The following is an 18,318-nucleotide window of genomic DNA, read 5'->3' as shown; positions in this document are numbered from 1 at the left end:
GCGAAGTGGGTCCTGGATTGATCGTGCTGGTGGTCGTAGTACTGCTGGTGATCGTCGTGGTGGCCAAGTCGGTGCTGGTGGTGCCGCAGGCGCAAGCATCGGTGATCGAGCGGCTGGGCCGGTTCCGCACCGTCGCCGCTCCGGGCCTGAACTTCCTGATGCCGTTCCTGGACCGGGTGCGGGCGAAGATCGACCTGCGCGAGCAGGTGGTGTCCTTCCCGCCGCAGCCCGTGATCACCCAGGACAACCTGACGGTGTCCATCGACACCGTCGTGTACTTCCAGGTCACCGATTCGCGGTCGGCGGTCTACGAGATCTCGAACTACATCATCGGCGTGGAGCAGCTGACCACGACGACGCTGCGCAACGTCGTCGGCGGCATGAGCCTGGAGGAGACGCTGACCTCCCGCGACCAGATCAACACGCAGCTGCGCGGCGTGCTCGACCAGGAGACCGGGCGCTGGGGCATCCGGGTCGCGCGGGTCGAGCTCAAGGCCATCGATCCGCCACCGTCCATCAAGGACTCGATGGAGAAGCAGATGCGCGCCGACCGGGAGAAGCGCGCGATGATCCTCAACGCCGAGGGCGCGCGGGAATCGGCCATCAAGACCGCGGAAGGGCAGAAGCAGTCCCAGATCCTCGCCGCGGAGGGCGCCAAGCAGGCGTCGATCCTCGACGCCGAAGGTGAGCGCCAGTCCAGCATCCTGCGCGCCCAGGGCGAGCGGGCCAGCCGCTACCTGCAGGCGCAGGGGCAGGCGAAGGCGATCGAGAAGGTGTTCGCCGCGGTCAAGCGCGGCAAGCCCACCCCGGAGCTGCTGGCGTACCAGTACCTGCAGACCTTGCCGCAGATGGCGCAGGGGGACGCGAACAAGGTGTGGGTGGTGCCCAGCGACTTCAACAAGTCGCTGGAGGGTTTCGCCCGCATGCTCGGCGCGCCGGGGGAGGACGGCACGTTCCGCTACGAGCCGCCGAAGGAGGAGCCGCCCACCGACCGCCCGGAGGACGAGGAGGAGTCGGTGGCCGCGTGGTTCGACACCTCGTCGAACCCGGAGGTCGCCGAAGCGGTCCGGGCCGCGGAGGAGGTGGCGCGCAAGGAGGTCCCGAGCGCCACGTCCGGGCTCTCGGGCGGCCAGGCGCTGTCCGGCGGGCCGCAGGCGCCCCAAGCGATCAGCGGGGAGACGGGAGCTCTCGGGCAGCCGCCGGCGGGCGGCACGTCCCCGGCGTGAGGTAGTTCCGGGCCGAGGCCCGGCCGAGTGGGCGGCGTTCGCGCCGCCCACTCTTTTGCCCGGATGAGTTTATTAGCACGATTATTTCAGTGTCGAGTGAAATTAACGATCTAAAGATCAAGAAAACACCGAGCCGAGACGGTGAGCGCTCGTGAAGGTTCAGGCCGGGTCTTCGAGCATCGGGCCGCCGGCGACGCCGAGCGCGTGCAGCACGCCCAGCAGGTGACCGCGCAGCAGCGTCTTCGCCGTCGCGGCCTCGCCGTCGCGCAGCGCTGCCGCGACCTGGGTGTGCTGGTGGTTGATGTGCGGCTGCCAGTCCTGGGTGCGGGCTCCGGCGGTGATGCGCAGCTGGCGGTCGCGCAGGGCGGTGTAGAGGTCGTCGACGATGGGGTTCGCGGCGGCGGCGACTAGCCGGGCGTGGAAGTCGCGGTCGGTCTCGTGCATCTCCGAGGCGCTCAGGGCGCTGCTGTCGCAGGCGGGGTGCGCGGTGAGTTCCCGGCCCACGGTGGCCATCGCTTCGGGGCCTTCGGTGGCGAGCTTGTCGATCGCGAAGCTCTCCAGGGCGAGGCGGGCTTCGAGCACGGCGCGGGCTTCGGTGGGGGTGACCGGGACGACGAGGGCTCCGCGCTTGGGGTAGAGCCGCAGGAAGCCTTCGGTCTGCAGCCGGAGGAAGGCCTCGCGCACCGGGGTGCGGGACATGTTCAGCGCGGTGGCGACCTCGCCTTCGGACAGCAGGTGGCCGTCGGGGTAGGTGCCGTCGAGCAGTCCCGCTTTGACGTGCTGGTACGCCCGATCGGCGGCTGGCGGCCCGGTGCCCGCCGAGGCGGGTTCGGTGGCTGGTCCGGTCCGGGGTTCCGGTGTTGCGCTCGACACGCGCCCATAGTACTGATCCGCATCTTGTATCTATGGTGGATACAAGTCGAGGAAGGTGGGTGTTCCGGTGTCGGTCGGTGTTGCCGGAGATCGGTCAGCGGCGAGGTCGGTCGCGCCGCCGCGCGGTGCGTGGCTGGTGTGGGGCGTGGGCGCGGCGTGCTACTTCGTGGCGCTGTTCCACCGCGCGAGCCTCGGGGTCGCCGCACCCGACGCGCTGGTGCGGTTCTCCGCGGGCCCGGGGGTGCTGGCGCTGTTCTCGGCGTTGCAGCTGGGCGTCTACCTGGTGCTGCAGGTGCCGTCGGGTCTGCTGGCGGACCGGATGGGGCCGCGCCGGGTCATCACCGGAGGTGTGGTCGCGCTGGCGGTGGGCTCGGCGGTGTTCGCGGTGAGCGGGTCGATCCTGGGCGGGGTCGCCGGCCGGGTGCTCATCGGCATCGGCGACGCGTTCATGTTCACCAACGTGCTGCGGGTCGCGGCGCAGTGGTTCCCGGCGGAGCGCTACGGCCGGGTCGCGGCGTTGACGGGCCTGGTGGGTGGTCTCGGGCAGGTGTTGTCCACGGTCCCGTTGACGTCGGCGCTGCACGGGCTCGGGTGGACGTCGACGTTCCTCGGCGCGGCGGTGCTGACGGCGTTGCTGGCGGTGGTGGCCGGGGGCGTGATCCGGGATCGTCCGGCGGGTGCGGTCGCGGCGGCCACCGGTGACGTGGGGGAGCGGATCGGGCGCACGTTGCGGCTGGTGGTGGCGCAGCGCGGGACGAAGCACGCGTTCTGGGTGCACTTCGTGCTGCTGTCGCAGTTCTTGGCGATCACGACGTTGTGGGGTGCGCCGTGGCTGACGGGCGCGCAGGGCGTGCCCGGTGGTTCGGCGGGTGCGCTGCTGCTGGTGTCGGCGGTCGGGTTCATCGCGGGTTCGCTGGTGGCCAGCCAGTGGATCGCGGGCAGGCCGCGTCGGCGGGAGCGCTACACGTTGGCGATGTCGGTGCTGGTCGTGCTGGCGTGGGTGGTGATCGTGGCGTGGCCGGGTGTGCTGGGCGCGCCGCTGCTGGTGGTGGTGCTGGGCGTGCTCGGTTTCGGTGGTGGCGCGGCGATGCTGGCGTTCGACGGTGCGCGGGAGGCCAACGCGGTGCACCGGTCGGGGGCCGCTTCGGGTGTGGTGAACATGGGCGGGTTCCTGGCGGCCGTGCTGATCCAGGTGTTCGTGGGTGCGGTGCTGGAGGTCGTGTCGGGGTTGCCCGCGATGGCGGCGTACCGGTGGGCGTTCGTGCCGGTGGTGGTGCTGCTGGCGGTGGGTACCGCGGGGCAGTGGTGGTGCCGGTCGCGGCGCGGCTGAGCTGCGGGGCTGTGCGGCGCGGTTAGGGTCGGCGTGATCGGTTTCGTCGGTCGGAGGAGGTCGTGTGTCCACTGCGCTGGAGCTGCGGAACGTCGTGGGCGGGGTTCGTGCGGGGGCGGTGTCGGGGGAGGCGTTGCCGTTGGTCGATCCCAGCAGCGGGGAGGAGTACGGGAGTGCTCCGCTGACGCGGTGGACCGATGTCGATGAGGTGATGGGCGTCGCGGCGTCGGCGTTCGAGCGGTGGTCGGTGGCGACGCCGGGGCAGCGGCAGCGGTCGTTGTTGCGGTGGGCGGACCTGGTGGAGGAGTCCGCGGAGCGGTTCGTGGTGGCGGAGTGCCGGAACACGGGCAAGCCGTGGGCGGTGGTGCGGGAGGCGGAGTTGCCGCGGGCGGTGGATCTGCTGCGGTTCTACGCGGGTGCGGCGCGGTTGCAGGAGGCGGGCGCGGCGGGGGAGTACGAGCAGGGGTGCACGTCGTTCGCGCGTCGGGAGCCGATCGGGGTGTGCGCGCAGGTCGCGTCGTGGACGCATCCGTTGTTGCTGGCGGTGGCGCGGGTGGCGCCTGCGTTGGCGGCGGGCAACGCGGTGGTGTTCAAGCCGGCGGAGACGACTCCGGTCAGTGCGGTGCTGTTGGCGGAGTTGGCGGCGGAGGTGTTGCCGTCGGGGGTGTTGAACGTGGTGTGCGGTGATCGGGACAGCGGTCGGGCCATGGTGGCGCACGAGGTGCCGGGGATGTTCTCGATCACCGGGACGGTGCGGTCGGGCATGGAGGTGGCGGGTTCGGCGGCGGCGGATTTGAAGCGGGCGCATCTGCAGTTGGGTGGGAAGGCGCCTGCGGTGGTGTTCGACGATGCGGATGTGCGGCGGGCGGCGCGGGGGATCGCGGCGTCGGCGTTCGGTGGGGATGCGGGGCAGAGCTGCACGGCGGTGAGCCGGGTGTTGGCGGGTCCTGGGGTTTACGAGGAGTTGGTGGCGGCGTTGGCGGAGCAGGCGGGGGTGTTGCGTCCGGGGCCGCCGCAGGATCCGGATGCGGCGTTCGGTCCGCTCAACAGCGCGGGCCAGTTGGAGTTGGTGGCGGGGTACGTGGAGCGGTTGCCGGAGCATGCGCGGGTGGTGGCCGGTGGTCGTCGTCGGGGTGGGCGTGGGTTCTTCCACGAGGCGACGGTGGTGGCCGATGTGGAGCAGGGTGATGAGTTGGTGCAGCACGAGGTGCTGGGGCCGTTGGTGACGGTGCAGCGGTTCGGTTCGGAGGCCGAGGCGGTGGCGTTGGCCAACGGGGTGCGTTACGGGTTGGTGGCGAGCGTGTGGACGCGTGATCATGCGCGGGCGTTGCGGATGTCGCGGGCATTGCAGGCGGGCACGGTGTGGGTGAACGTGCATCGGCCGTTGGTGGCGGAGATGCCGCATTCGGGGTTCAAGCATTCGGCGTCGGCGCGGGATTTCGGGCGGTTCGGTTTGGAGGAGTACAGCCGGATCAAGCACGTGATGTCGGCGTGGGACGGGTGAGCGGGTGCGCTCAGGTGGTGGCGGCGGTGCGTTGGTCGTCGAGGCGGTCGAGGTCGTGGAGTGAGGTGCCTCGGGTTTCGCGGGCGCAGGCGACGGCGATGAGGGTGATGGCGGCGCCTGCGGCGAGGTAGGTGGAGATCGGGGTGGAGTTGCCGTAGGTGTCGAGCAGGGCGACGGCGATGATGGGGGCGAGGGAGCCGGCGACGATCGAGGTGACCTGGTAGCCGAGGGAGATGCCGGAGTAGCGCATCCGGGTGGGGAACATTTCGGCCATCATCGCGGGCTGTGCGGCGTACATGAGTGCGTGGAAGAGCAGGCCGATGGTGATCGCGGCGAGGATGGTCGGGTCGTGTCCGGTGTCCATCATGGGGAAGGCGAAGAAGCCCCAGGTGGCGGTGAGTGCGGCGCCGAGTGCGCTGACGGGGCGTCGTCCGATGCGGTCGGCGAGTGCGCCGACGAGGGGGATCGCGGCGAAGTGGATGAGGTGGGCGAGCAGCATCAGCCAGAGGATGCCGGTGGTGGTCTTGCCGACGACGACGCTGAGGTAGGTGATCGAGAAGGTCGCCAGCAGGTAGTACATGAGGTTTTCGCCGAAGCGCAGGCCCATGGCGGTGAGGACGCCGCGGGGGTAGCGGCGGAGTGCTTCGAACACGCCGTAGGTGGGGGCGTGGGTGCGGGCGGCTTCGGTTTGTGCGGCGGTGAAGATGGGGGCGTCGGTGATGCGGGTGCGCACGTAGTAGCCGATGAGGACGATGACGGCGGAGAGCCAGAAGGCGATGCGCCAGCCCCAGGCGAGGAAGGCTTGGTCGGTGAGGGTGGTGGTGAGGCCGAGCAGGACGAGGGTGGCGAGCAGGTTGCCCATGGGGACTCCTGCTTGGGGCCAGCTGGCCCAGAAGCCGCGTTTGTCGTCGGGGCTGTGTTCGGCGACGAGCAGGACGGCGCCGCCCCATTCTCCGCCGACGGCGATGCCTTGGATGAAGCGGAGGACGACGAGGGTGGCGGGGGCGAGGTAGCCGATGGTGTCGAAGGACGGGATGCAGCCCATGGCGAAGGTGGCGATGCCGACCATGATGAGGCTGACTTGCAGGAGTGTTTTGCGGCCGTACTTGTCGCCGAAGTGGCCGAACACGAGTCCGCCGAGGGGGCGTGCGGCGAAGCCGACGGCGTAGGTGACGAAGGCGGCGAGGATGGCGTCGAGTTCGTTGCCGCCTGCGGGGAAGAACAGTTTGCTGAACACGAGGGTGGCGGCGGTGCCGTAGAGGAAGAATTCGTACCACTCGACGACGGTGCCTGCCATGGAGGCGGCGACGACTCTTTGGAGCCCGGTTCGTTCGGGCACGGGTTGCGACGTCATGGGGGCTCCTCGGTTCACGGTCGACCCGCGCCGGTCGTTGATCGGCTCAGTCTGCGTGCGCCTCGTTGCAATGACAATGGCCGTTTTGCAACCGGCGCGTGCATCGAGTGGTGACGTGCGAGGGGGGCGGGTTCAGGCGGTGTCGCTGAGGGCGGTGGACAGGAGTGCTGCGGCGGGGCCGGTGAGGCGGTGTCCGGCGCGCCACACGGCGTGCAGGGGGCGGTGCAGGTCGAGTCCGGCGACGGGGATTTCGGTGACCTGCCCGGTGCGCAGGTCGGAGTCGACGGCGAGGGCGCTGAGCACGGCGGGGCCGGCTCCGGCGACGACGCTGTTGCGCACGGCGGTGGTGGAGTGCAGTTCGAGCAGTGGTTCGGCGGGTGCGGTGGTGGTGTTCGCGAGTGCGCGTTCGAGGGTTTCGCGGGTGCCGGAGCCGTGTTCGCGGACGATGAGGGGCGTGGCGGCGAGTTCGGCGGGGCCGAGGGGTGTGCGGCGTCGGGTCCAGGGGTGTGCGGGTGGGACGACGACGGTCATGCGGTCGAGGGTCAGGTAGCGCACGGACAGGCCGTCGGGGACGTCGGGTGTTTCGAGGAAGCCGAGGTCGGCGCGGTCGTGGCGGACGGCTTCGGTGACGGCGGCGGAGTTGGCGCTGTCGAGTTGGATGCGCAGTCCGGTGAAGGCGGTGCGCAGGGTGGTGAGCCAGCGCGGCGCGAGGTAGTCGGCGATGGTCATGCTGGCGGCGACGCGGAGTCGTTGCTGGTGGCGGGCGCGCAGGGCGTGGACGCCCGCGGTGAGGGCGTCGAGTTCGGTGAGGACGTGGCGGGCGTGGTCGAGGACGGTGTCGCCTGCGGGGGTGAGGGTGGCGCCGCGGCGGGTGCGTTCGACGAGGTGCAGGCCGAGTCCGCGTTCGAGGCTGCTGAGGCGTTTGCTGGCGGAGGGTTGGCTCATGCGCAGTTGGGCGGCGGCGGCGCCGATGCTGCCGAGTTCGCTGAGCAGCACTAGTAGCCGCAGGGACGTCGGGTCGGGGTCGGCCATGCAGCGACTGTAGCTCTGTGGCCTGCGGTGGGGGGCTGGTCATGCACTGCGGTTATGAGGACCTGCGTGGTTTCCGGCTACCGCAGTCGGTGGCCGGGCGGCGAGGGTCGGGTCATGCGGATGTCGATGAGCGCCGGGCCGGGTGTCGTGCGGGCCGTGCCGGGGCGGTTGCCCGGGATCGTGGTGACGGTCGGTGCGGTGGTCGTGGCGTCGGCGGTGGCATCGCTGGTGCCGGGTGTGGGGCTGGTGACGGCGGCGGTGGCGCTGGGTGTGGTGGTCGGCAACGTGCCGGGGTGTCCGGGTGCGGCGGCGCCGGGGTTGGCGTGGGTGTCGAGGGTGGTGTTGCGGGCGGGTGTGGTGCTGCTGGGGTTGCAGCTGGCGGTGGGGCAGGTGCTGGAGTTGGGGGCGGCGACGGTGGGCGTGGTGGTGGCCGCGGTGGTGGTGACGTTCGCGGGCACGGTGCTGCTGGGGCGTGCGCTGGGCGTGTCGCGGGGGTTGTCGCTGCTGGTGGCGACGGGGTTTTCGATCTGCGGGGCGTCGGCGATCGCGGCGGTGGAGGGCGTGGTGGACCGCGAGGACGAGGAGGTGGCCACGGGGGTGGCGTTGGTGACGGTGTTCGGGTCGTTGTCGATGGTGCTGCTGCCGCTGCTGGGCGGGATGTGGGGTGTGGGGCCGGAGCTGCTGGGCCGGGTCGCCGGGGGCAGCGTGCACGAGGTGGCGCAGGTGGTGGCGGCGGCGTCCCCGGCGGGTGCGGCGGCGGTGTCGGTGGCGGTGGTGGTCAAGCTCGGCCGGGTGGTGCTGCTGGCGCCGCTGGTCGCGGGCATCGGTCTGCTCCGCCGTCGCCGCGGTGGTGGTGGTGGTGAGGGTCGGCGGGTGCCGTTGTTGCCGTTGTTCGTGGTGGGGTTCTTGGCGGCGATGGCGGTGCGCAGCACCGGGCTGGTGCCGGGTTCGGTGCTGGAGGTGGCCCGGGAGGCCACGACGGTGCTGCTGGCGGCCGCGTTGTTCGCGCTGGGCACCTCGGTGCGGGTGCGCGGCTTGGTGCGAACGGGCCCGAGGGCGTTGTTGCTCGGCGTCGGGTCGACGGTGCTGATCACGTCGGTGACCGTCGCGGGCATGCTGACCGTGGCTTGAAGCGCGGCGGTGAACGCAGGGCTCCCTTCGCAGCGCGCTCCCGGTGCGAGCCGGACACCCGCGATGACCGGGATTCCGCTGCGCTGAGGTGATGTCCGGATCCGCTTGCGTACGGGCGCTCTGGCACCTTCAGGCCGAGCGAGTTCGCCGTCGATGGCGGCGGCAGCTGATGTTCTCGCCGCGTGTCGAGGAGCCCGGTGCCGATGCGGAGTCCGGGCCGGGGTTCTCACGCGACAGCGCCCGTGGCGTGGGGCCACGGGCGCTGTCGCGTTGCGGGAAGAACCAGCGGTTGTCCCACCGGTTCGGTTCGGTTCACCGCCGGGGGCGGCTCCAGGGGTGGGCTTGTTCGTAGGCGCGGGAGGCGCGCAGCACGCGCGCGTCGCTGTGGCGGGGTCCGACGATCTGCAGCCCGATGGGCAGTCCGTCGCTGGTGAATCCGCAGGGCACGCTCGCGGCGGGCTGCTGGGTCATGTTGAACGGGTAGGTGAACGGGGTCCAGCCGGTCCAGCGGGGGGAGGCGGCTGCGGCGGGTGCTTCGGCGCCGGCTTCGAACGGGGCGATGCCGACGGTGGGGGTCAGCAGCAGGTCGTAGGTGTCGTGGAAGGCGCCCATGCGCTGGCCCAGGGCCATGCGGGTGTTGGTGGCCTCGAGGTAGTCCTGGGCGGAGTAGGTGAGGCCTTCGTCGACGATCTCGCGCAGGCCGGGGTCGAGCAGTGCGAGTTGTGCGTCGGTGAGGTGGGCGACGGATTTGGCGGCGCCGGAGAACCACAGGACGTGGAAGTCGGCGACGGGGTCGCTGAATCCGGGGTCGGCGTGTTCGACGGTGGCGCCGAGTTCGGTGAACACTTGGGCGGCTCGGGCGACGGCGTCGGCGACTTCGGGGTCGACGGTGGCGAAGCCGAGGTCGGGGCTCAGGGCGATGCGCAGGCCTTGCACGCCGTCGTCGAGTCCGTCGAGGAAGGAGTGCGCGGGTGGTTCGAGCGCGGACCAGTCGCGGCTGTCGGGGCCGCTGAGCACGTCGAGCATGAGCGCGGTCTCGGTGACGGTGGTGGTCATCGGCCCGGCGTGGGCCATGGTGCCGAAGGGGCTGGCGGGGAAGTGCGGGACGCGGCCGTAGGTGGGTTTGATGGTGTAGATGCCGCAGAAGGCCGCGGGGATGCGCACGGATCCGCCGCCGTCGGTGCCGATGGCCAGGGGTGCCATGCCGAGGGCGACGGCGGCACCGGCGCCGCCGCTGGAGCCGCCGGGGGTGCGCTCGGGGTTCCAGGGGTTGCGGGTGATGCCGGTGAGGGTGTTGTCGGTGACGCCTTTCCAGGCGAGTTCGGGGGTGGTGGTCTTGCCGACGAACACGGCGTTGTGCTCGCGCAGCCGTGCCACGGCGGGGGCGTCGGCGGTCCAGGGTTGCGCGGGGTCGACGGTGCGGGAGCCGCGCAGGGTGGGCCAGTCGCGGGTGAGGAAGATGTCCTTGATGGAGGTGGGGACGCCGTCGAGGCGGCCGTCGGGTTCGCCGCGGGCCCAGCGGGCTTCGGAGGCGCGGGCCTGGTCGAGTGCGCGGTCGGCGTCGACGAGGCAGTAGGCGTTGACGGCGCCGTCGGCCTGGTCGATGCGGCGCAGGGTGGCTTCGGTGGCTTCGACGGGGGAGAGTTCGCCGTGGGCGAAGCCGTGGAGCATCTCGGTGGCGGTGAGGTCGGCCGCCGTGGTTTCGGCGGGCGCGGCCGGTGGGGTGTCGGCATGGGGGGTCGAGGTCATCGCTTGCGCTCCGTTCCGCTGACGTAGCCGCGTTGTTTGTCCACCACGTTGCGCAGTGCGCCGCCTTGGGCGTAGCCGCGCAGGTTGTCCAGGAACAGTTCGACGAGTTCGGTGGTCCAGCCGATGGTGTCGCCGGACATGTGCGCGGAGATCAGGACGTTCGGCATCTCCCACAGGGGGGAGGTTTCGGGGAGGGGTTCGGTGTCGAACACGTCGAGGGCGGCGCCGGCGAGGCGGCCTGCTTCGAGTGCTTCGACGAGGTCGGGTTGGACGACGAGTTCGCCGCGGCCGACGTTGATCAGGCGTGCGGTGGGTTTGAGCGCGGTGAGGGCCTCGGCGTCGATGAGCCCGTGGGTCTGGTCGGTCAGGGGTGCGGCGAGCACGACGTAGTCGTGGTCGCCGAGGACGCCGTGGAGGTCGTCGGAGGCGTGCACGGTGCCGAAGTCGGGGTCGTGGTCGCGGGCGACGCGTCCGGCGCCTTCGACGTGGAGTCCGGCGGCGGTGAGCTGGCCTGCGATGGCGCGTCCGATGGGGCCGGTGCCGACGACGAGGGCGCGTTTGCCCGCGATGCGTTCGGTTTCGCGGTGGCGCCATTGCCGCTGGTCTTGCAGGCGGACGCTGGTGTGGAGGTCTTTGGCGAAGGCGAGCACGGTGGCCAGGACGTATTCGGCCATGGGCCCGTCGAACACGCCGCGGGAGTTGGTGAGGGCGACGTCGGAGTCGAGCAGGGCGGGAAACAGCAGCCGGTCGACTCCGGCGCTGGCGGCGTGGACCCAGCGCAGGTCCTGGGCGTGGTGCCAGGCTTCGGCGACGGCGTCGGAGCGGAAGTCCCACACGAACAGCACGTCGGCGCCGGGCAGTGCGTCGGCGAGTCCGTCTTCGGTGGTGGCGCGGAGTTCGGCGACGCCTGCGATGCGGTCCATGGCGGGGGGCGGTTCGCCCCCGTGGAGGACGACGACGGTGGGGGTGTTGTCGGTCATGACCTGGCCTTCGGAGGTGGGCGGGTAGCGGTTCGCGCGTCGTCGCGGTGTCTCTCCGGGCCGTCGGCGGCCGGGGATTGACACGCTAGGAAGCGCTCGTAGGATTGTCAACAATCCGCAGGTATCTCGCGGTGGGGCCGGAGCCTGTCGGCGTGCCGGCCCGCGAGGCGGGTCTTCGGCCCTGGGCAGGGCACGGCGTGGCCACCGCTGGTGGCCGCGAGCCGAGACCGCGGAGACCGATCCACATCTGCTCGCCCTCTCATGGAACGGATTTCACGATGCCCAGGTACCTGTCGATCACGCTGGAGAAGCGTGGCGTGTCCTGCGTGGCGGAGTTGCTGGACAAGGACGCCCCCCGCACCTGCGAGGCCGTGTGGCAGTCGTTGCCGCAGGCCGGTCCGGTGCATCACGCGAAGTACGCGCGCAACGAGATCTACACCATGGTCCCCCGCTTCGCCGAGCGGGAACCGGGCCAGGAGAACCCGACGGTGACGCCGATCCCCGGTGACCTCGTGTACTTCTCCTTCGACAGCGGGATGCTCGACCGCGAGTTCAAGGAGGAGAAGGACATCGAGGCCCTGCCGGGCGTGATCGACCTGGCGATCTTCTACGGGCGCAACAACCTGCTGCTCAACGGCGACGTGGGCTGGGTGCCGGGCAACGTCTACGGGTCGATCGTGGACAACCTCGGCGCGTTCGCGGAGGCCTGCAACGACGTGTGGCGTTCCGGCAGCGTCGGTGAGCGGTTGCGCTACGAACGCCACTCCGGTTGACCGGGGGCCGTGGCATGGCGCCGGAGGACTTCCTGGGGGCGGTGTCGGGTCCCGCCCCGCAGCGCGGCGTGGGCGTGGTCGCGCCGTTCGACCTGGCGATGGACCGCGAGTTGTGGCGCTGGGCGCCGGAGAACGTGACGTTGTACGTGACGCGCACGGCGTTCGTGCCGGTGCCGATGACGGTGGAGATGGCGTCGTTGATCTCGGACGAGGCCGCGGTGCACAGCGCCACCCGCGACCTGCTGTCACCGGAGCCGGAGGTGGTGGCCTACGCGTGCGCGTCGGGCAGTTTCGTCGACGGCGCGGCCGGGGAGCGCAACCTGACCACGGTGATGCGGGAGGCCGGTGCTCCGGCGGCGGTGACGACCTCGGGTGCGCTGGTGGAGGCGCTGGGGGTGCTCGGGGTGCGGCGGGTGGCGATCGCGACGCCGTACGTGGAGAACGTGACCGAGCGGCTGGTGGGTTTCCTCGGTGAGCACGACGTCGAGGTGGTCACCAGCGTGGGCCTGGGCCTGCTCGGGCGCATCTGGAAGGTCGATTATCGCCAGGTCGTGGACATCGTGCGTTCGGCGGACCGCCCGGATGCGGAGGCGATGTTCATCAGCTGCACGAACCTGCCGACCTACGACATCATCGGCCCGTTGGAGCAGGAACTGGGCAAACCGGTGTTGACGGCGAACCAGGTCACGATGTGGGCGGCGCTGCGCACGATGGGGTTACCGGCGGTGGCCCCGCAGCAGCGCCTGGTGGGGGCGTTCGACGTTCCGGCCGCCTGAGCTGCGCGGTTCACATTCCGTGACCGTGTCGATCGAATTACGAAAGCATGTCCACCACTGCGGGCGGCACCGAACCGTGCGGTAACATTGTCGACAATTGACCGCCGGTCCGGTGTCGTTCGCCCCCGCAACCCCTGGTCCATGGCGGGTCGCGGGAACGAATCAAGGAGGGAGCTGCCGGTGTCGATCACCGCAGGGATTCTCTACCCCGGATACAGCGCCGAAGACGACTACCCGGCCCTGGAACGCCTGCTCGGCGGCGGGATCTCGTTGCCGCTGGTGCACACCTTGATGCGGGAGGACGCGCATCGAGTGGACGCGCTGCTCGACGTCGGTTCCGCCGAGGTCCTCGCCGAAGGGGCCCGTGAACTGCTGACCCGCGGGGTGCAGGCCGTGATCTGGGCGTGCACCAGCGGCAGCTTCGTCTTCGGCTGGGAAGGCGCCCGCGACCAGGTCGAGAAGTTGCAGGCCGTCACCGGTCTGGCCACGTCGAGCACGTCGTTCGCGTTCGTGCACGCCGCGGCGCGCCTCGGGTTGGACCGGGTGGCGGTGGCGGCGACCTATCCGGCCGACGTGGCCGACCGGTTCGCCGATTTCCTGGCACACGGCGGGATCGAGGTGACCAGGTTGTCCAGCCGCGGCATCGTCACCGCCGCGGAGGTCGGCACGTTGACCCGCGAGCAGGTGCTGGAGTTCGCAGCGGCCAACGACGATCCGACCGCGCAGGCACTGCTGATGCCCGACACCGCGCTGCACACCGCGGCGTGGCTCGACGAGCTGGAGCAGCGCCTGGGCAAACCGGTGCTGACCGCCAACCAGGTCAGCGCGTGGGAAGTGCTTCGGCTGGCCGGTGACCCGGGACCCCACGAGGGCCTGGGCACGTTGTTCCGGCAGGCCGGCCCGGACAGGGGTGAGCTCGGGGGAGCCGCTCCGCGCTGAGAACTCGATGAGGAGATGGTGTCGGTGCTCGGAGTCGACGAGCAGAACCAGCACGGCGAGTTAGAGCCGGTGCAGCGGAAATCGACCGCCGCGATCGTGGCCGACCAGCTGCGGTCGGCGATCATGTACGGGTCGCTGCCACCGGGCAGCCAGATGGGCGAGGCCGAACTGGCGTCGCGGCTCGGGGTGAGCCGCGGCCCGCTTCGGGAGGCGATGCAGCGGCTCGTGCAGGAAGGGCTGCTGCACAGCGAACCGCACCGCGGCCTGTTCGTGACGACGCTCGACGCCGACGACGTCACCGACATCTACCTGGCGCGCCTGGCGGTGGAACGCGCCGCGTGCGAACGCATCATCCGCCACCACCGGGTGGAGGCGGTCGCGGAGCTCACCGCCGCCCAGGCCCGCATCGTCTCGGCCGCGGGCCGCGGCGACGCGATCGAGCTCAGCGACGCCGACCAGGAGTTCCACGAAACCCTGGTGCGGGTCTCGGGCAGTCCGCGGCTGCAGCGGATGGCTCAGACGCTGCTGGTGGAGAAGCGGATGTGCCTGACCGCGCTGCAGGACAAGTACACCGCCGACCCGCAGACCCTCGTCGACGAGCACAGCGGCCTCGTCGACGCCATCGAGTCCGGTGACGAGGCGCTGCTGCTGGCCCGGCTGGAAGCGCACATGAACGACGCGCTGGAACGCCTCAACGCGTTCACGCCGCTGCTGTCGGAGGCCGACCCCGTCGCCTGACCCGACCCCGCGGCACCCGGGGCCTGGTGCGCTGTGATCATCGCGGGCCGTCATCGGCCGCGGTGTTCTCCGCGCACCAGGCGCCCGGTGAATCAGTGCGCGGGCGCGACCGGCTCGGGCAGTCCCGCTTCGGCGCGCACCGCGCGGCCGGTGACCTCCACGGCCTTGAGGGCGTCGACGACGTCGTCCACGGTCACCGGGAACGGCAGGTTGTGGATCGTCTCGGCCGGGGCCGTGGCGGCCTCGGCGACGGTGCGCAGCACCGAGTCCTGGACACCGCCCAACCCGGCCTCGGTCAACGTGGTGGGCAGGCCCACGCGGGTCGTGAACTCGATGAAGTCGTGGATCTCGCGCGCCGGGCGGCCCTCCAGGACCAGCTGGGTGATCGACCCGATGTTGACCTTCTGCCCGTGGGCGAGCCCGTGGGTGTGGTCCACGGCGGTGAGCCCGTCGTGCACGGCGTGCGCGGCGGCGAGCCCACCGGATTCGAAACCCAGCCCCGACAGCAGCGTGTTGGCCTCCACGACCGCCTCCACCGCGGGGGTCACGATGCCGTGCTCGACCGCGCGCACCGCGGGGATCGCCGATTCCCACAGGATGTCCCAGGACAGCTTCGCCAACGCCCGCCCCGCGCGGGTCGCCGCGCCCCCGGCCATCGTGGCGGCGTTGGACTGCTCCACCGCGCGGGCCTCGATCCAGGTGGCCAGCGCGTCCCCGACCCCGGCGACGAGGAAACGAGCCGGGGCACTCGCGGCCAGCAAGGTGTCGACCAGGACCAGTTGCGGGTTGCTGCTGTAGAACCGGTACGACTCGAACGCGCCCTGCTCGGTGTAGACCACCGACAGCGCCGAGCACGGCGCGTCGGTGGAGGCCACCGTCGGCACGCTGGCCACGGGCAGCCCGGTGTCGTCGGCGGCGGCTTTCGCGGTGTCGATGGGCGCGCCACCACCGACGCCGACGATGACGTCGCAGTCCCGTTCGCGCAGCACCCCGGCGACCCGGCGGCTCTCGGCGGCCGTGGGCATCCCGTTGAACCGCTCGAACACCACCGGCAGGCCCACGTCCTCGAACGAGCGGGTGATCGCGGATTCGGTCAGCCCGCGCACCACGTCATCGGCCAGCACCAGCGGCCGCCGCCCCAGCTTCACCACGTAGGAACCCAGCGAGTCGAGCGCGCCGCGGCCCTGCACGTAGCGGCCGGGCGAGATCATGGTGCGCAGCGCTGTGGATGTCTCGGTCATCGAACGTCCCTCCTGGCATGCCCTCGCCGCGCGAGGACGCCCGTCGAGTGGCGGGGTGCGGATCAGGCGCACCGCGTCGTGCGCCCCCGCGCCGATTCGATCGCGCGCGACCGTCTGCGGCAATCGCTGCTCCAGATGGTGATAACGCCCGTCCCGAATCGCCGGTGGACTACCCGCCCCGGCTCGCCGACAACCCCGGCTCACCGGCCTGATCGCAACGGTCAGAGGGCGAGGAACCGGTCAGCGGCCACGGTCAGGTGGTGGTCTCCAGCGGGGGCATGTGGCGCAGGGCCGTGCGCGCCTGCTCGGCGACCGCGCCGTCACCGCGGGCCAGTTCGGTGAGCCTGCCGCGCCAGAACGCCCACCGCGTCCGGCTGAACCCTCCTGCGTCGACGCCCGCGGCCCTGCCCAGCGGCCCCACCCGCGCCGGACCCCGGTCCGGTGGCGGGTCCGGTCGCAGGCTCAACTGGGCCAGCGTCGGCCCGCAGTGGCCGAGCCACGCCAGCACCGCGCCCAGATCCGCAGCGGGTGTGGTGTCCTCGAGGTGCTCGCGCAGCGTCCAGATCGCGTAGCGGGAGAAGTCGATGCCGGCCGCGGTCAGCCGCGCGGCGAAGGCGTTGAGGTTCACCTGCTGCTCGGAGCCCGTCTCGTCGAGGTCCCAGGTTTCGCGCAGCTGCGCGCCGAAGCACGGCAGGTCGGTCAACACCACCTGGTCACCCCAGATGACGCACCGGTCGCCGTCGTCGCGGGTCAGGGGTGCGCGGCGCCGGATCGCGTCGAGCAGGTCGAGAAGATCGCGCTGCGCGGCCCGCGAGCGGCGGGCCGCCTGCACCACCGGCCCCCACGCGGCCCACAACATTCCCTCGATCGCGGAGTCCTCGGCGCCCTCGACGACCAGCGCCGTACGGAAGGGCTCGATGAACAGCGACGCGGCCGACTCCGGCGCGGGCGCGCGCAGGTGGTCGTCGATGAGCGCCCGGTAGTGGCGCGAGGCGGTGTCGTGATCCATGGCGACCCGCACCGTAGCCGCGCCCGCACACGCCCGAGACCGGCCGGGGCCCGGACGGCGCAGTGCCCCGCGCTCGCAGGGACGCGCGGGGCACTGCCGGTGGGCTCAGCGGATCACAGGCCGCCGATGGCGATGTACTTGGTCTCCAGGAACTCGTCGATGCCGACCTTGCCGCCCTCCCGGCCCAGGCCGGAGGCCTTCACCCCGCCGAACGGGGCGGCCGGGTTGCTCACGACGCCCTGGTTGAGGCCGATCATGCCGCTCTCCAGCGCCTCGGACACGCGCAGCGCCCGGTGCAGGTCCTGGGTGTAGACGTAGGCCACCAGGCCGTACTCGGTGTTGTTGGCCTCGTCGATGGCGGTCTGCTCGTCGGTGAAGGTGCTGATGGGGGCGACGGGCCCGAAGATCTCCTCGCGGGTCATGCGGGATTCCAGTGGCACGTTCTTGAGGACCGTCGGCGGGTAGAAGTAGCCCTCGCCGCCGTGGACCGAGCCGCCGACGACGACTTCCGCGCCGCGGCCCACGGCGTCGTTGACGAGTTCGTCGACCTTGCCCAGCTGGGTGGCGTCGATCAGCGGCCCGACCTCGACGTCGTCGCGCACGCCGCGGCCGATGCGCAGCGACCCCATGCGGTCGGCGAGCTTGCGGGAGAACTCCTCGGCGACGTCTTCGTGCACGTAGAACCGGTTGGCCGCGGTGCAGGCCTCACCGATGTTGCGCATCTTCGCCTGCATCGCGCCGTCCACGGCCACGTCGAGGTCGGCGTCGGCGAACACCAGGAACGGGGCGTTGCCGCCGAGTTCCATCGACACGTTGAGGACCTGCTCGGCGGACTGCTCGATGAGTTTGCGGCCCACCGACGTGGAACCGGTGAACGACAGCTTGCGGGCCCGCCCGTCGCGGATCATCGGTTCCATCACCGAGCCCGCACCGACCGCGGTGACCACGTTGAGGACCCCGTCGGGCAGGCCCGCTTCCTGCAGGATCTCCGCCAGCGCCAGCATCGACAACGGCGTCTGGTGGGCGGGTTTGATCACCGACGTGCAGCCCGCGGCGATGGCCGGGCCGATCTTGCGGGTGCCCATCGCCATCGGGAAGTTCCACGGCGTGATCAGCAGCGTGGGGCCCACCGGCTGCTGGGTGACCAGGAACCGGCCGGAACCGCTGGGCGCCACGGCGTAGTCGCCGCCGATGCGCACGGCCTCTTCGGCGAACCAGCGGAAGAACTCCGAGGCGTAGGTGACCTCGCCGCGCGCCTCCGGCAGCGGCTTGCCCATCTCCAACGTCATCAGCAGCGCCAGGTCCTCGTGGCGCTGCTGGATCAGCTCGTAGGCGCGGCGCAGGATCTCCCCGCGTTCGCGCGGCGGGTGCTTGGCCCAGGACGCCTGGGCTTCGTGGGCGGCGGCGAGCGCGGCGAGCCCGTCGGAGGGGGTGGCGTCGGCGACCGAGCACAACGCGCGACCGGTGGAGGGGTCTTCGACCTCGTAGGTGCGGTCACCGGTGGCCGGTCGCCACTTGCCGCCGATGAGCAGCTGCTTGGGGGCTGCGTCGACGACGCGGGCCTCTTCGGACTCGGTGCCTGCGGGGGAGCTGCTCGTGGTGCTCATCGGTTCAGCGGGCCTTCCGTGTCGGCGGGTGGACAGGACGCAGTCGTGATGGTTGC

At 71.2% G+C, this 18,318-nt stretch carries 16 protein-coding genes; 8 read left to right on the top strand and 8 right to left on the bottom strand.

Annotated elements, in window-relative coordinates; all coding sequences use genetic code 11:
• Nucleotides 1–5: 5 nt before the first annotated feature.
• Entirely contained in the window at nt 6–1,226 is a 1,221-nt protein-coding gene (locus tag ACWD38_RS01120; protein WP_450123053.1) for an SPFH domain-containing protein, read from the top strand.
• Between the two features lie 159 nt (nt 1,227–1,385).
• On the opposite strand, the gene ACWD38_RS01115 is transcribed toward ACWD38_RS01120, so the two are convergent.
• On the bottom strand, nt 1,386–2,099 hold the full coding sequence (locus tag ACWD38_RS01115) for an FCD domain-containing protein (protein WP_184479337.1): 714 nt from the start codon (nt 2,097–2,099) through the stop codon (nt 1,386–1,388).
• A gap of 67 nt (nt 2,100–2,166) precedes the next feature.
• Here ACWD38_RS01115 and ACWD38_RS01110 point away from each other — a divergent pair, with 67 nt between their 5' ends.
• Together ACWD38_RS01110 and ACWD38_RS01105 are read left to right on the top strand one after the other, a co-directional pair.
• Entirely contained in the window at nt 2,167–3,429 is a 1,263-nt protein-coding gene (locus ACWD38_RS01110) for an MFS transporter (RefSeq protein ID WP_450123052.1), read from the top strand.
• A 64-nt stretch (nt 3,430–3,493) separates the two neighbouring features.
• A complete protein-coding gene (locus tag ACWD38_RS01105; protein ID WP_184479336.1) occupies nt 3,494–4,933 on the top strand; it encodes an aldehyde dehydrogenase family protein in 1,440 nt (479 codons plus the stop codon).
• Between the two features lie 10 nt (nt 4,934–4,943).
• On the opposite strand, the gene ACWD38_RS01100 is transcribed toward ACWD38_RS01105, so the two are convergent.
• On the bottom strand, nt 4,944–6,287 hold the full coding sequence (locus ACWD38_RS01100; RefSeq protein ID WP_184479335.1) for an MFS transporter: 1,344 nt from the start codon (nt 6,285–6,287) through the stop codon (nt 4,944–4,946).
• Between the two features lie 132 nt (nt 6,288–6,419).
• On the bottom strand, nt 6,420–7,319 hold the full coding sequence (locus ACWD38_RS01095) for a LysR family transcriptional regulator (RefSeq protein ID WP_184479334.1): 900 nt from the start codon (nt 7,317–7,319) through the stop codon (nt 6,420–6,422).
• Between the two features lie 114 nt (nt 7,320–7,433).
• Here ACWD38_RS01095 and ACWD38_RS01090 point away from each other — a divergent pair, with 114 nt between their 5' ends.
• Nucleotides 7,434–8,450: a YeiH family protein gene (locus ACWD38_RS01090; RefSeq protein WP_450123051.1), complete on the top strand. Its 1,017-nt coding sequence runs from the start codon at nt 7,434–7,436 to the stop codon at nt 8,448–8,450.
• Between the two features lie 312 nt (nt 8,451–8,762).
• On the opposite strand, the gene ACWD38_RS01085 is transcribed toward ACWD38_RS01090, so the two are convergent.
• Together ACWD38_RS01085 and ACWD38_RS01080 are read right to left on the bottom strand one after the other, a co-directional pair.
• On the bottom strand, nt 8,763–10,199 hold the full coding sequence (locus ACWD38_RS01085) for an amidase (RefSeq protein ID WP_184479333.1): 1,437 nt from the start codon (nt 10,197–10,199) through the stop codon (nt 8,763–8,765).
• Nucleotides 10,196–11,179 carry a D-2-hydroxyacid dehydrogenase gene (locus ACWD38_RS01080; protein WP_184479332.1) on the bottom strand — a complete coding sequence of 328 codons (984 nt, stop codon included), beginning with the start codon at nt 11,177–11,179 and terminating at the stop codon, nt 10,196–10,198. The genes ACWD38_RS01085 and ACWD38_RS01080 overlap by 4 nt, the downstream gene beginning before the upstream one ends.
• 278 nt (nt 11,180–11,457) lie before the next feature.
• Between ACWD38_RS01080 and ACWD38_RS01075 the strand changes: the two genes are divergently transcribed.
• From ACWD38_RS01075 to ACWD38_RS01060, 4 genes are all read left to right on the top strand, one after another.
• Nucleotides 11,458–11,952 (top strand): DUF3830 family protein, encoded by a 495-nt coding sequence (locus ACWD38_RS01075; protein ID WP_450123050.1) that lies wholly within the window; start codon nt 11,458–11,460, stop codon nt 11,950–11,952.
• 14 nt (nt 11,953–11,966) lie between these two features.
• Entirely contained in the window at nt 11,967–12,728 is a 762-nt protein-coding gene (locus ACWD38_RS01070; protein ID WP_184485248.1) for a maleate cis-trans isomerase family protein, read from the top strand.
• A gap of 180 nt (nt 12,729–12,908) precedes the next feature.
• Entirely contained in the window at nt 12,909–13,667 is a 759-nt protein-coding gene (locus tag ACWD38_RS01065) for a maleate cis-trans isomerase family protein (RefSeq protein WP_343071394.1), read from the top strand.
• Nucleotides 13,668–13,682: 15 nt separating this feature from the next.
• Complete coding sequence (locus ACWD38_RS01060; protein ID WP_450123049.1) at nt 13,683–14,405, top strand: GntR family transcriptional regulator; 723 nt, start codon at nt 13,683–13,685, stop codon at nt 14,403–14,405.
• Between the two features lie 92 nt (nt 14,406–14,497).
• Here ACWD38_RS01060 and ACWD38_RS01055 read toward each other — a convergent pair whose 3' ends face one another.
• From ACWD38_RS01055 to ACWD38_RS01045, 3 genes are all read right to left on the bottom strand, one after another.
• Complete coding sequence (locus ACWD38_RS01055; protein ID WP_184479328.1) at nt 14,498–15,646, bottom strand: glycerol dehydrogenase; 1,149 nt, start codon at nt 15,644–15,646, stop codon at nt 14,498–14,500.
• Nucleotides 15,647–15,899: 253 nt separating this feature from the next.
• Nucleotides 15,900–16,655 (bottom strand): DUF3632 domain-containing protein, encoded by a 756-nt coding sequence (locus tag ACWD38_RS01050; RefSeq protein WP_184479327.1) that lies wholly within the window; start codon nt 16,653–16,655, stop codon nt 15,900–15,902.
• Nucleotides 16,656–16,768: 113 nt separating this feature from the next.
• Entirely contained in the window at nt 16,769–18,262 is a 1,494-nt protein-coding gene (locus ACWD38_RS01045) for an NAD-dependent succinate-semialdehyde dehydrogenase (RefSeq protein WP_184479326.1), read from the bottom strand.
• Nucleotides 18,263–18,318 lie beyond the last annotated feature (56 nt).

The organism is Saccharopolyspora sp. NPDC002578, assembly GCF_053592695.1.
The sequence above is the reverse complement of the archived record's forward strand: the minus strand, read 5'-3'. Positions and strand labels throughout refer to the sequence as shown.